The organism is Brevibacterium aurantiacum, assembly GCF_007558825.1.
GTDB lineage: Bacteria > Actinomycetota > Actinomycetes > Actinomycetales > Brevibacteriaceae > Brevibacterium > Brevibacterium aurantiacum_A.
In genome coordinates this window covers 314,240-326,524 of sequence record NZ_VLTK01000003.1, presented here as the reverse complement: position 1 = coordinate 326,524, position 12,285 = coordinate 314,240, and the positions used below count along the sequence as shown (strand labels likewise).

Here is a 12,285-nt window from a genome sequence, read left to right as displayed (position 1 = left end):
CGAGCTGACTCATCCGAAGTCGCAGTCTACGAGCTGCTCAGCCCGCGTCAACGAGTTCTTTGATGACGATCTTCTTCATCCCCATCAGTGCCTTGACCTGAGCATCTCCGGTCATCAGCTCGTCGAGGTGGGCGGGAACAATCTGCCAGCTGATTCCGAACTTATCCTTGAGCCAGCCGCACTGTTCGCTGGCGGGAACGGCCGACAGTGCTGACCAGTAGTGGTCGATCTCGGCCTGGTCACGACAACTGACGGTCAGTGAGATCGCCTCGTTGAATGTGAATGCAGGTCCGCCGTCGAGGCAGATGAAGCGATTGCCGTCGAGCTCGAAGACCCCATTGATGACCTTGCCGCGCATCCCTGCATAATGCGGATCGAGGGATTCATCGGGGTAACGGTCGATGGAGACGATGTGCGAGTTGGGGAAGACGGAGCAGTAGAACTCCATCGCCTCCTCGGCGTGGTCAGTGAACCACAGGCACGGCGTGATCGGTGTCGGCATGATGGGTGCTCCTCGGGTATGCGCTGTCGAGGACGGCAACGCTTGCCGCGATCGTAGCCGAGATGCCGACCATATGGAATGCCACGAGGACGATGGGCACGCCGGTGAAGTATTGGACGTATCCGATGATCCCCTGCAGCACCTCGATGACGAGGAGGACGACCAGGGGGCGGACCATGACGGTGTGCTTCTTCGCTGCCAGGACGAGCGAGGTGATGGTCGCGATGACCAACAGCCAGACCGGGGCAGCATGTGCGCGGGTGATCCAGACGTTGTCGAGGCCGTTGCGGGTCGACATCGTCGAACCCGAGTGCGGACCCGCGCCCGTGGTCAGGACACCGAAGACCACGACGATCGCGGTCAGCCCGAGGATGGTCCAGCCGAGCGCCGGCAGCGGAGACGGAGCCTTCTCAGCTGTGCGCACGCCGGTGTCATAGGTACGGCGAACGAAGTACGCGGCGACGCCGACGGCGATGGCAGAGGGCACGAAGTGTCCGGCCACGACCCAGGGGTTGAGCTTCGTCCACACGGTGATGCCGCCGACGACGGCCTGGACGGGGACGATGGCCAGCAGCCCGAGGTTGAGCCAGAACAGGTCGGGGCGCTGCTTCCGATGCTTCCAGAGCATGAAGAGGATGACGACTCCGAGCATGGCCAGCGCCACCGCCAGCGTGCGGTTGCCGAATTCGATGAGGCCGTGGATGCCCATCTCCGGGGTCGACACCAGCGAATCGGGTGTGCACTTGGGCCAGTCCGTGCAGCCGAGGCCGGAGCCGGTGAGCCGGACGATGCCACCGCTGACGATGATGGTGGCCTGCGCAATGAGCATGGCCCATGCAGCTGCACGGATCCTCTTAGTGACCATTTCTCTCCTCATTCGAATCGGAACCACCTGCGTGCTGCAAGCGTCCCCACCAGCCCCCACACGAGGAGCACGATCAGTGCTTTGACATCGAAGCCCGCGCCGCCGACGGCCGCACGCATCGCATCGCCGAGCGCACCGGAGGGCAGATAGCCGACCACGGTGCCCCATTCTCCTGGGTGTGCGATGACGAGTCCGCCTACCCCGGCCATGAGCACCCAGATCAGGTTCGCGCCGGCCAGGGTGGCTTCTGCCCTTACGGTTCCTGCCATGAGCAAGCCTAAGGACAGCAGCGCTGCGGTGCCAAGAAGCGTGGTCAGGACCAGCGCGAGTGGGTTCACGGGACTGTCGAAGCCGAGGCCCGCAGCGATGGCGAAGGCAAGGACGAATTGGATGATGACGACGGCGATGACCGCGCCGAGCTTGCCCAGGATGAGGCCATTTGTGCCCAGCGGCGTCGTCGCCAGCTGTCGCAGCACCCCATAACGGCGGTCGAAGGCCGTGGCGATCGCCTGACCAGTGAAGGCAGTCGAGGCCAGGCACAGGCTCAGCGCACCGGGCAGCGCCACGGTGAGCGGATCCGTTCCAGGCCCGACGATGCCGAGGCCGCTGAGCAGTGGAGCCTTCGCGAGGAAGATGAGCATACCCAGCGGCAGGATGAGTGAGAGCAGCAGCTGTTCGCCGTTGCGCAGGACAGCGATCGTCTCGAACTTAGTCTGCGCGATGACGCGCTTCGTCCTCATTCGCGGTCTCTGGTTGGACGGTGTCATCTGGCTGGTCGGTGGCATCTGGCTCATCGCAGCGGCCTGCCCGTGAGTTCGAAGAACACATCTGCCAAGGACTGGGAGTGCATGTCGATGTCCGTGATCGCCAGTCCTGCCTCGGCGACGGCCGTGCACAGGCCGGCGATCTGGGCGCTGTCGAGGTCCCCGTCGACGACGAGGGCCGGGCCCACCACCGAGGTGGCCGCGACCCTATTCATCGTGGCCAGGAGTTCACGAGGAGCCGGCTCCAGCGGCTGACTGACCCTGATGACGAGTCGGCGACCGGCAGGGGAGGCGTTGCGCAGATCCTCGGGAGCACCCTGGGCGATGATGCGACCGCGATCGATGACGACGACCTCATCGGCGAGCTCTTCCGCCTCGGCGAGGTCATGGGTCGTCAGGACCACGGCCACCGCGGCTGCTGCAAGCTCTCGGATGAAATCGTGGACGACCGCCCGTGCCTGAGGATCGAGCCCGGCACACGGCTCATCGAGGAAGACCAGGCGCGGTCGGCCGATGAGTGCGGCGGCCAGGGCCACACGCTGCTTCTGGCCTCCTGATAGGCGACGAATCGTGCGTGTGGAGAACTCGTGCAGGCCCAAGGGATCGGCGAGTTCATCGACGCTGAGCGGATTGGGATAGAGGGACGCAAGGTGTCGCAGAACCTGGAGCGGCTTCGCGCTCATCGGCAGTCCGCCGTCCTGGAGCATGACGCCTGCGAGCAGAGATGTCGAGGCATGGTCACGGAACGGATCGTGGCCGAAGATCTCCACGCGACCGGCATCGGGGGCCCGTGTGCCCACCGCCAGGGAGATCGTCGTCGACTTGCCCGCACCATTGGGTCCCAGCACCCCGAGGATGGATCCGGTGGAGGCATCGAGGTCGATCCCGTCGACGACGTGGTGTGCGCCGTACGAGTAATGGAGACCACGTATGGTGAGGGCCGATTCTGACACCTGACCATTCTACGACGCGTCGAATCGGCCCGTAGTTAGGCTCACCTAGTTTTACGAAACAAATTACGCAACAATAGTGTTGTGTTAGTCAAGGAGGTGGAGAATGGCTGCGAACGACACAGAAGATCGCCGTACCCGAGAGAAGGTATTCCGATCGGTGCTCGATGAAGGGCCGATCACTGCCTCGGCGTTGGCGAAGGGGCTTGACCTGACTCCTGCGGCGATTCGTCGTCACATGGATGCGCTGGAGAGCGAGGGCCTCATCGAGGTCCGAGAGCTCGCCGGCAAGCAGGCAGGCCGCGGCAGACCGGCCAGACACTACGTGGTCACTTCGCGTGGGCATGGCTCGGTCACCCATTCCTATGACCAGCTGGCAGTCGACATCCTCCGGTTCATGAAGGACCGAGTCGGCCATGAGGCCGTTGAGGAGTTCACCGAGGACCTGGTTGCGAAACTCCGCGACCGCCTCGGCGGGGAACTGGATCGACGGGGAGGCACCACAGTGGCTTCCCGCTCCCGGGGCCTGGCTGCGGCATTGACCAAGGAGGGATATGCCGCCTCGGCGACACCGGTGGCGGCCGGCACCCCTCTCGAAGCGATGCAGCTGTGCCAAGGACATTGTCCGATCCAGGCAGTCGCCTCCGAGTTCCCCGAGATCTGCGAAGCAGAGCTCGCCATGTTCTCGGACTACCTGGGCGTCGATGTTCGCCGTCTGTCCTCATTGGCCCACGGCGATCATGTCTGCACCACCCACATTCCGACCTCGGAACTCACCAGACCACTCATCCACAGCAATGATCGACCTCAAGGAGGTTCACGATGACTGACACAGGCAATCGGATCATCGATGCTAACCCCGAGCTCAAAGACCTCGGGCAGTACGCATACGGTTGGCACGACGGAAACGACGCCGGAGAGTTCGCGGCTCGCGGTCTCTCAGAAGACGTTGTCCGCAACATCTCGAAGTTGAAGGACGAGCCGGACTGGATGCTGCAGCGCCGACTCAAGGCGCTCAAGCTGTTTGAGAAGAAGCCGATGCCCAGCTGGGGTGCAGACCTCACCGGCATCCACTTCGACGACATCAAGTACTTCGTGCGCTCGACAGAGGGTCAGGCGACATCCTGGGAGGATCTGCCCGAGGACATCCGCAACACCTACGACAAGCTCGGCATCCCCGAAGCTGAGAAGCAGCGTCTCGTCGCAGGTGTGGCCGCTCAGTACGAGTCCGAGGTCGTCTACCACCAGATCAACGAAGAGCTCGAGAAGCAGGGTGTCATCTTCATGGACACCGACACCGGACTGCGCGAGTACCCGGAGATCTTCGAAGAGTACTTCGGCTCGATCATCCCCGCCGGAGACAACAAGTTCTCGGCGCTCAACACCGCAGTCTGGTCGGGCGGTTCCTTCGTCTACGTCCCCAAGGGCGTCCACGTCGAGATCCCTCTGCAGGCCTACTTCCGCATCAACACGGAGAACATGGGCCAGTTCGAGCGCACCCTCATCATCGCCGACGAAGGCTCGTCTGTGCACTACGTCGAGGGCTGCACCGCACCCATCTACAAGACCGATTCGCTGCACTCCGCAGTCGTCGAGATCGTGGCTAAGAAGGACGCGAAGGTTCGCTACACGACCATCCAGAACTGGTCGAACAACGTGTACAACCTCGTCACCAAGCGCGCGATCGCCGAAGAGGGCGCTTCCATGGAATGGGTCGACGGCAACATCGGCTCGAAGGTCACCATGAAGTACCCGGCCATCTGGCTGACCGGTGAGCACGCACGGGGCGAGACGCTGTCCGTGGCATTCGCCGGCGAGGGCCAGCACCAGGACACCGGTGCGAAGATGGTTCACGCCGCTCCGAACACCCACTCCTCGATCGTGGCGAAGTCCGTGGCCCGTGGCGGTGGACGTTCCGGTTACCGCGGACTCGTCCACGTGCACCCAGGAGCCAAGGGCTCGTCGAACAATGTCCTCTGTGACGCGCTTCTGGTCGACAACATCTCTCGCTCTGACACCTACCCGTACATCGACATCCGTGAGGACGATGTGACGCTGGGTCATGAGGCGACCGTGTCGAAGGTGAGTGAGGATCAGCTCTTCTACCTCATGAGCCGCGGCATGGAGGAGACCGAGGCAATGGCGATGATCGTGCGCGGATTCGTCGAGCCGATCGCTCGCGAGCTGCCGATGGAATACGCACTCGAGCTCAACCGCCTCATCGAAATCCAGATGGAAGGTGGCGTGGGCTGATCTGCGCCCACCGCCGACCACGACAAGGAGTTTTCTAAGTGACTGATACCACCAATCCGTTGGGCCTCGATGAGCATTCTCATGGCGCCGACGTCCAAGTCCCCGATTCGAAGCGGGATGCTCGCACACGCAGCTTCGACGTCTCCGACTTCTCCGTCCCGAACGGACGCGAGGAGGAATGGCGATTCTCGCCGGTGCGCAAGCTCAGTGATTTCTTCACCGACGCTGCCTCAGAGACGAAGCTGACCACGTCCGGCGACCTGCCTGAAGGCATCTCCGTGGAGGAGATCTCGCTCGAGGCCGCGCAGGAACTGGGCATCCTCGAACCCGAGGATCGGGCCGCTGCTGTGGCAGCCAACCGTGCCGCCACCGTCACCCACTACTCGGTTCCCGCGGGAACCGAGATCGACGGCGCAGTGATCATCCACGCCGACGGCACCGGCAACGACGTCTCCCATGGGCATGTCGTCGTCTCCGTCGGAGCGAATGCCAAGGCGACCATCGTCATCGAGCACGAAGGACTCGCTCGGCACTCCGAGCTCGTGTCCCTCGTCATCGGCGATGGCGCAAATGTGACCTTCGTGTCCCTTCAGCTCTGGGACGACGAGACGCAGCACCTGGGCCAGCACGACGCGATCGTGGGCAAGGATGCGAAGTTCAAGCACATCGTCATCAGCCTCGGCGGAGACATCGTGCGCCTGAACACGAATGTGCGCTACTCGGCAGCCGGGGGAGAGGCCGAACTGCTCGGACTCTACTTCGCCGATGCCGGCCAGCACTTCGAACACCGCACCTACGTCGACCACAACACGCCGAAGGCCATCTCGAACGTCCACTACAAGGGCGCTCTCCAGGGCAAGGACGCACGCAGCGTCTGGATCGGCGATGTGCTCATCCGCCCCGAGGCACTCGACATCGACACCTACGAGCTCAACCGCAACCTCATACTCTCCGATGGGGCCAGGGCGGACTCGGTGCCGAACCTCGAGATCGAGACCGGCGACATCGCCGGCGCCGGACACGCTTCGTCGACCGGACGCTTCGACGAGGAGCACCTCTTCTACCTGATGAGCCGCGGCATCCCCGAGGACGTTGCCCGTCAGCTCGTTGTCCGCGGATTCTTCAACGAAGTGATCCAGAAGATCCAGGTGCCCGAGATCGAAGATGTCCTCAACGAACGAATCGAGGAAGAACTCTCCCGGAGCGTTCTGTGACCATGATCGACGTTGCGGCCGCCGACGAGGTGGCTGCGGGCGCGACGATGAGGATCGAAGTGGACAACCACGAGATCTGCATCGCCCGCGACTCCGACGGCACGATCCATGCCATCGACGATCTCTGCACTCACGGCGAGGTATCGCTGGCCGAGGGAGAAGTGGAAGGCTGCGCCATCGAATGCTGGCTGCACGGCTCCCAGTTCGACCTCAAGACCGGCCGTCCGCTGAGCCCACCGGCCTTCGAACCCGTCTCAGTCTATGACTGCAAGGAGATCGCCGGCCGCATCCTGCTTGACCCGAGCACAGTGGTCAATTGACCAGCACGCTCAACTGATCACCACGCTTACTTGAATTGAAAAGGATTGACATGTCCACTCTGAAAATCACTGACCTGCACGTCAGCGTCAACACCGAAACCGGTCCCAAGCCGATCCTCAACGGCATCAACCTGGAGATCAACTCCAACGAGACCCACGCCATCATGGGCCCCAACGGCTCCGGCAAGTCCACACTGGCCTACTCCCTGGCCGGTCACCCGAAGTACCAGGTGACCTCGGGCTCCGTCACCCTCGACGGCGAGGACGTCCTCGAGATGTCCGTCGACGAGCGCGCCAAGGCCGGACTGTTCCTGGCCATGCAGTACCCCGTCGAGGTCCCCGGCGTGACCGTGACGAACTTCCTGCGTTCGGCCAAGACCGCCATCGACGGTGAAGCACCGAAGCTGCGCAACTGGACCAAGGACCTCAAGTCCGCGATGGAGAACCTCCGTGTGGATCCCGAGTTCGCCAGCCGCAACGTCAACGAGGGATTCTCCGGCGGCGAGAAGAAGCGTCACGAGATCCTGCAGATGGAGATGCTCAAGCCCAAGTTCTCCGTCCTCGACGAGACCGACTCCGGCCTTGACGTCGATGCTCTGCGCATCGTGTCCGAGGGCATTAACCGGGTGCGCGAGTCGACGGATGTCGGCGTCCTGCTCATCACGCACTACACCCGCATCCTCAGCTACATCAAGCCCGACCACGTGCACGTGATCATCAAGGGCAAGGTTGCCGAAGAGGGCGGACCCGAGCTGGCCGAGCGCCTCGAGAACGAGGGCTACGACCGCTTCCTGCAGGCCTCGGTCTGATGTTCTCCCGCCTGCGGAACGACTTCCCGATCCTGGACACCAGGGTCGGGGAGTCGTCTCTGAGCTATCTCGACTCTGGCGCGACTTCCCAGAAGCCGCAGTGCGTCATCGACACATTCACCGAGTACTACTCGCAGCGCAATGCCGCCGTCCACCGTGGAGCACACTCTCTTGCGGTGATGGCCACCGACGCGTTCGAGGCAGGCCGTGAGGCAGTGGCAGACCTCGTCGGCGGAGCACCCGAACAGGTGGTCTGGACGAAGAATGCCACCGAGGCACTCAACGTGGTCGCATTGGGCATCGACCGAGCCAGCCACGGCTTCGGGGGAGAGGCCGCTCAGCGTTTCGGTCTCGGACCGGCTGACTCCATCGTCGTCACCGAGATGGAACACCACGCGAACCTCGTCCCCTGGCAGCAGCTGGCCCAGTCCACGGGCGCTCAACTCCGTTGGCTGCCGGTCACGGACGCCGGGGAGCTCGATCTCAGCGATCTGGAATCCATCGTCGATGAGACGACCAAGGTCTTCGCCTTCACCCATGTCTCGAATGTGCTCGGCACCATCAACCCGGTCGACACACTCGTCACTCGGGCCCGGCAGGTGGGTGCGCTCGTCGTCCTCGACGCCTGCCAATCGGTCCCGCACATGCCCGTGAACTTCGCCGACCTCGATGTCGACTTCGCGGCGTTCTCCGCTCACAAGGCGCTGGGACCTACCGGTCTCGGCACCCTCTGGGGGAAGACGGACCTGCTGAACTCGCTGCCCCCGGTCTTGACCGGCGGATCCATGATCACCACGGTGACCATGGAAGACTCGGCGTTCATGGACGCACCACAGCGGTTCGAGGCTGGAACGCAGCCCGTGGCCGAGGTCGCGGCGTTCACCACAGCGGTCAATTACCTCGCCGAGGTGGGCCTGGAGAAGATCTTCGACCATGAGCGAGAGCTCGCCAGAGTCCTCCTCGACGGCATCGCGAAGATTCCCGGCATCACCGTGCTCGGTGCCGCCGAAAATCGGATCGGAACCGTGGCCTTCGATGTCGACGGCGTCCACGCCCACGACGTGGGACAGTACCTCGACTCCCAGGGAGTTGCGGTGAGGGTCGGCCACCATTGCGCTCAGCCGCTGCACCGGCGCTTCGGCGTCACCGCCACGACGCGGGCGAGCACCTATCTGTACAACAACACCGAGGACTGCGAACAGTTCCTGGCCGCTCTGGCCGAGGTCCGCCCCTTCTTCGGAGTTCAGTGAGGATCGTGTCATGAGCACGCAGATGCAACAGCTCTACCAACAGGTCATCCTCGACCACTCCCGGTCGCGGATCGGCAACGCGGCTCTGCTGCGCGAGGGCGCAGCGGGACCTCACGGCTCCTCGCACCAGATCAATCCCACGTGCGGAGACGAGATCGAACTCGAGACTGAGATCAGCGATGACGGCGCAATCGCCGTGCGTTGGTCCGGCGACGGGTGCTCGATCTCGATGGCCTCGGCCTCAGTCCTCTCCGAGCTCGCCTCGGAGAACAGCGTGGAGGGCATGCTCGACATCGAAGCGAAGTTCCACGAGCTGATGCACTCTCGTGGGACAATTGTGGGAGATGAGGAAATACTCGGCGACGCTGCGGCGTTCAGCGGAGTGTCGAAGTTCCCCGCCAGGATCAAGTGCGCGCTCCTGTCCTGGGTCGCGTTCAAGGACGCACTCAACCAAGCCCAATCGTCTCTGAAGGAGTAAGAATGCCCGAAGTGATAGACGCACCGCAGAACGCCAGCATCGACGAGGTGCGCGAAGCGATGATGGATGTCGTCGACCCGGAGCTCGGCGTCAACATCGTCGATCTCGGACTCGTCTACGGACTCTCCGTCGAAGACGACGGCACCGCCGTCGTCGAGATGACCCTGACGTCTGCGGCCTGCCCGCTGACGGATGTCATCGAAGACCAGACCGCTCAGTGCCTCGAAGGCATCGTGCCGGCCTACCGGATCAACTGGGTCTGGATGCCGCCATGGGGGCCGGAGAAGATCACCGACGACGGTCGCGAACAGATGAGGGCCCTCGGCTTCAACATCTGAGTTCTGATACTGCAGACGTCCCCGTGGAGACGTCACACCCTCACCTCGCCGAGGTGGGAGCGCCGATTCCGGTGCCCCCACCTCGGCGATGTTCATGACCGGGTCGCAGCTGTGGCGTATCGGTCGGGCTGGAAGGGGTTGCGGACATCACCCGCCCTGAATGCGGGGGCGCAGGCTCGGCATGAAAGAATGAAGACCGACTTCCTTAGGAGAACCATTGACGATCATCGCGGCCGCAGACGGGTCAGCCCTCGGCAACCCCGGACCCGCCGGCTGGGCCTGGTATGTCGACGATGGCTGCTGGCACGCCGGCGGATGGAAGGAATCGACGAACAACCGCGGTGAGCTCATGGCCGTCCTCGACCTGCTGAACTCAACGGCCGACGCCGATGAGGACCTCAAGGTCTTCTGTGACTCGAAATACGTCATCAACGCACTGACGAAGTGGATGCCCGGCTGGAAGCGCAAAGGATGGAAGAAGGCTGACGGCAAGGACGTCCTCAACAAGGATCTCCTCGAACAGCTCGATTCCGCACTGAAGGGCCGCGAGGTCGAATTCGAATGGGTCAAGGGCCACAGCAACCACGCCATGAACGAAGCTGCAGACGACCGTGCGCGGGCAGCCGCCACTGCGTACCAGAAGGGCACCACGGTTCCAGCCGGACCCGGATACGTCCCCGCGGGGACGTCCCGGTCGATCACGGCGGCCTCAGGTGCTGACGCACCGGTTGCCGAGGAAGTTCCTGCCGACGGCGAGGCTCCGGTCGCCGACGACGCGTCGGGAGCAGAGACCACCACGCTCGTGTCCTGTCGAGTGCCCACACACATTGCAGACGAACTCGTCTCCCGGGCACAGGCTCAGGGAATCCACCCGCAAGAATTCTTGGCCGACATCATCGGTCGCAGTTTGGAGAATGAATGATTTCCGCCTCTGGTCTCGAAGTCACCGTCGGCGCCCGTACGCTGATGTCCGAGGTCTCCTTCCGTGTGGACAAGGGCGACCGTGTCGGCCTGGTCGGACGCAACGGGGCAGGGAAGACCACCCTGACGAAGGTGATCATGGGAGGTCATCCCGCCTCGGCGGGCGATGTCTCCGTGTCTGGGACAGTGGGGTACCTGCCTCAGGATCCCCGCAGCGGAGATCTGCAGGCCACAGGAATGGAGCGGATCCTGTCCGCCCGTGAACTCGACGTCCTGATCAAACGCCTGCGCAAGGCCGAACGCCAGATGGCCTCACCCGATGAGAACGTCTCGGCCAAGGCCATCGATCGCTACCCGCGCATTGAATCCGAATTCATGGCTGCCGGGGGCTATTCCGCAGAGTCAGAGGCCTATGCTATCGCTGCCAACCTCGGTCTCGACGAGGACCTCATCAGCCAGGAGATCGGAACCCTCTCCGGTGGTCAGCGGCGTCGCGTGGAGCTCGCGCGGATCCTGTTCTCGGCTCCGGACACGATGATCCTCGACGAACCGACGAACCACCTCGATGCGGAATCCGTGCTGTGGCTGCGCGACTACCTCAAGGGATACTCCGGCGGTCTCATCGTCATCAGCCACGACCTCGACCTCATCGATGAAGTCGTCAACAAGGTGTTCTTCCTTGATGCAACTCGCCAGACCATCGACATCTACTCGATGGGCTACCGTCTCTACCTCAAGCAGCGCGAAGACGACGAGCGCCGACGCCGTCGCGAGCGTGCGAACGCGGAGAAGAAGGCATCGGCGCTGACTGCGCAGGCGAACAAGATGATGGCGAAGGCCACGAAGACCGTGGCCGCACAGCAGATGGCCAAACGCGCCGAACGCCTGTTGGCCGGACTCGATGACGAACGCAGTTCCGAAAAGGTCGCCAACCTGCGCTTCCCCGCCCCTGCCGACTGCGGGCGGGTGCCGCTGACAGCGGAGGGACTTTCGCGCAGCTTCGGCTCGACAGAGGTCTTCACCGGCGTCGACTTGGCCATCGACAAGGGCTCACGCGTGGTGATCCTCGGCTACAACGGTGCTGGCAAGACGACATTGCTGCGCCTGCTGGCCGGCCTCGACGAGCCGGACTCGGGTGAGGTCGTCCCCGGGTTCGGACTCAAGCTCGGCTACTATGCGCAGGAGCATGAGACGCTCGATCTCGATCGCAGCGTGTTGGAGAATATGAAGCGCAATTCCCCGCACCTCGATGACACCGCGGTGCGCAATGTGCTCGGTTCGTTCCTGTTCTCCGGCGATGACGTGCACAAGCCCTCAAAGGTGCTCTCCGGTGGTGAGAAGACCCGTCTGGCGCTGGCCACACTCGTGGTCTCCAGCGCTAACGTCCTCCTCCTCGATGAGCCGACGAACAACCTCGATCCGGCCTCTCGTGAAGAGATCCTCTCAGCCATCCGCCGCTATGAGGGCGCCATCATCCTCGTCACCCACGATGAGGGAGCCGTCTCCGCGCTCGACCCCGACCGTGTGCTGCTGCTGCCCGACGGCGACGAGGACCTGTGGAACGACACCTACCTGGATCTCGTCACACTGGCCTGAGGCTCGACCTCTTCACCGGTGGTCC

At 63.2% G+C, this 12,285-nt stretch carries 14 protein-coding genes; 10 read left to right on the top strand and 4 right to left on the bottom strand.

Going from position 1 to position 12,285, the window contains the following annotated elements; genetic code table 11:
* Positions 1-37 precede the first annotated feature (37 nt).
* Genes FO013_RS06455 through FO013_RS06440 form a run of 4 tightly spaced genes read right to left on the bottom strand, consistent with a single transcriptional unit; the run spans position 38 to position 3,084 of the window.
* Complete coding sequence (locus FO013_RS06455; protein WP_143921743.1) at positions 38-502, bottom strand: VOC family protein; 465 nt, start codon at positions 500-502, stop codon at positions 38-40.
* The gene (locus FO013_RS06450; protein ID WP_143921742.1) at positions 465-1,367 is read right to left on the bottom strand and encodes a COX15/CtaA family protein; all 903 of its coding nucleotides are present in this window, start codon (positions 1,365-1,367) and stop codon (positions 465-467) included. The genes FO013_RS06455 and FO013_RS06450 overlap by 38 nt, the downstream gene beginning before the upstream one ends.
* An 8-nt stretch (positions 1,368-1,375) precedes the next feature.
* Positions 1,376-2,107, bottom strand: a complete 732-nt coding sequence (locus tag FO013_RS06445) for an ABC transporter permease (protein WP_260848024.1) — start codon at positions 2,105-2,107, stop codon at positions 1,376-1,378.
* A gap of 50 nt (positions 2,108-2,157) precedes the next feature.
* Positions 2,158-3,084 carry an ABC transporter ATP-binding protein gene (locus FO013_RS06440; protein WP_143921741.1) on the bottom strand — a complete coding sequence of 309 codons (927 nt, stop codon included), beginning with the start codon at positions 3,082-3,084 and terminating at the stop codon, positions 2,158-2,160.
* A gap of 103 nt (positions 3,085-3,187) precedes the next feature.
* On the opposite strand from FO013_RS06440, the gene FO013_RS06435 reads away from it, so the two are divergent.
* From FO013_RS06435 to FO013_RS06390, 10 genes are all read left to right on the top strand, one after another.
* Positions 3,188-3,907, top strand: coding sequence for a helix-turn-helix transcriptional regulator (locus FO013_RS06435; protein ID WP_143921740.1), 720 nt, complete (start codon positions 3,188-3,190; stop codon positions 3,905-3,907).
* A complete protein-coding gene (gene sufB / locus FO013_RS06430; RefSeq protein ID WP_143921739.1) occupies positions 3,904-5,334 on the top strand; it encodes a Fe-S cluster assembly protein SufB in 1,431 nt (476 codons plus the stop codon). The genes FO013_RS06435 and sufB overlap by 4 nt, the downstream gene beginning before the upstream one ends.
* A 38-nt stretch (positions 5,335-5,372) precedes the next feature.
* Positions 5,373-6,548, top strand: coding sequence for a Fe-S cluster assembly protein SufD (sufD, locus tag FO013_RS06425; protein WP_143921738.1), 1,176 nt, complete (start codon positions 5,373-5,375; stop codon positions 6,546-6,548).
* Positions 6,545-6,868, top strand: a complete 324-nt coding sequence (locus tag FO013_RS06420) for a non-heme iron oxygenase ferredoxin subunit (protein ID WP_143921737.1) — start codon at positions 6,545-6,547, stop codon at positions 6,866-6,868. The genes sufD and FO013_RS06420 overlap by 4 nt, the downstream gene beginning before the upstream one ends.
* 50 nt (positions 6,869-6,918) lie before the next feature.
* A complete protein-coding gene (gene sufC, locus FO013_RS06415; RefSeq protein ID WP_143921736.1) occupies positions 6,919-7,677 on the top strand; it encodes a Fe-S cluster assembly ATPase SufC in 759 nt (252 codons plus the stop codon).
* Positions 7,677-8,927 (top strand): SufS family cysteine desulfurase, encoded by a 1,251-nt coding sequence (locus tag FO013_RS06410; protein ID WP_143921735.1) that lies wholly within the window; start codon positions 7,677-7,679, stop codon positions 8,925-8,927. Before sufC ends, FO013_RS06410 begins: the two co-directional genes overlap by 1 nt.
* Positions 8,928-8,937: 10 nt before the next feature.
* Positions 8,938-9,405: a Fe-S cluster assembly sulfur transfer protein SufU gene (gene sufU, locus FO013_RS06405; RefSeq protein WP_143921734.1), complete on the top strand. Its 468-nt coding sequence runs from the start codon at positions 8,938-8,940 to the stop codon at positions 9,403-9,405.
* Positions 9,406-9,407: 2 nt separating this feature from the next.
* On the top strand, positions 9,408-9,743 hold the full coding sequence (locus FO013_RS06400) for a metal-sulfur cluster assembly factor (protein ID WP_009881355.1): 336 nt from the start codon (positions 9,408-9,410) through the stop codon (positions 9,741-9,743).
* Positions 9,744-9,960: 217 nt separating this feature from the next.
* Positions 9,961-10,665 carry a ribonuclease H family protein gene (locus FO013_RS23150; RefSeq protein ID WP_143921733.1) on the top strand — a complete coding sequence of 235 codons (705 nt, stop codon included), beginning with the start codon at positions 9,961-9,963 and terminating at the stop codon, positions 10,663-10,665.
* A complete protein-coding gene (locus FO013_RS06390) occupies positions 10,662-12,260 on the top strand; it encodes an ABC-F family ATP-binding cassette domain-containing protein (RefSeq protein WP_143921732.1) in 1,599 nt (532 codons plus the stop codon). Before FO013_RS23150 ends, FO013_RS06390 begins: the two co-directional genes overlap by 4 nt.
* Positions 12,261-12,285: the final 25 nt, after the last annotated feature.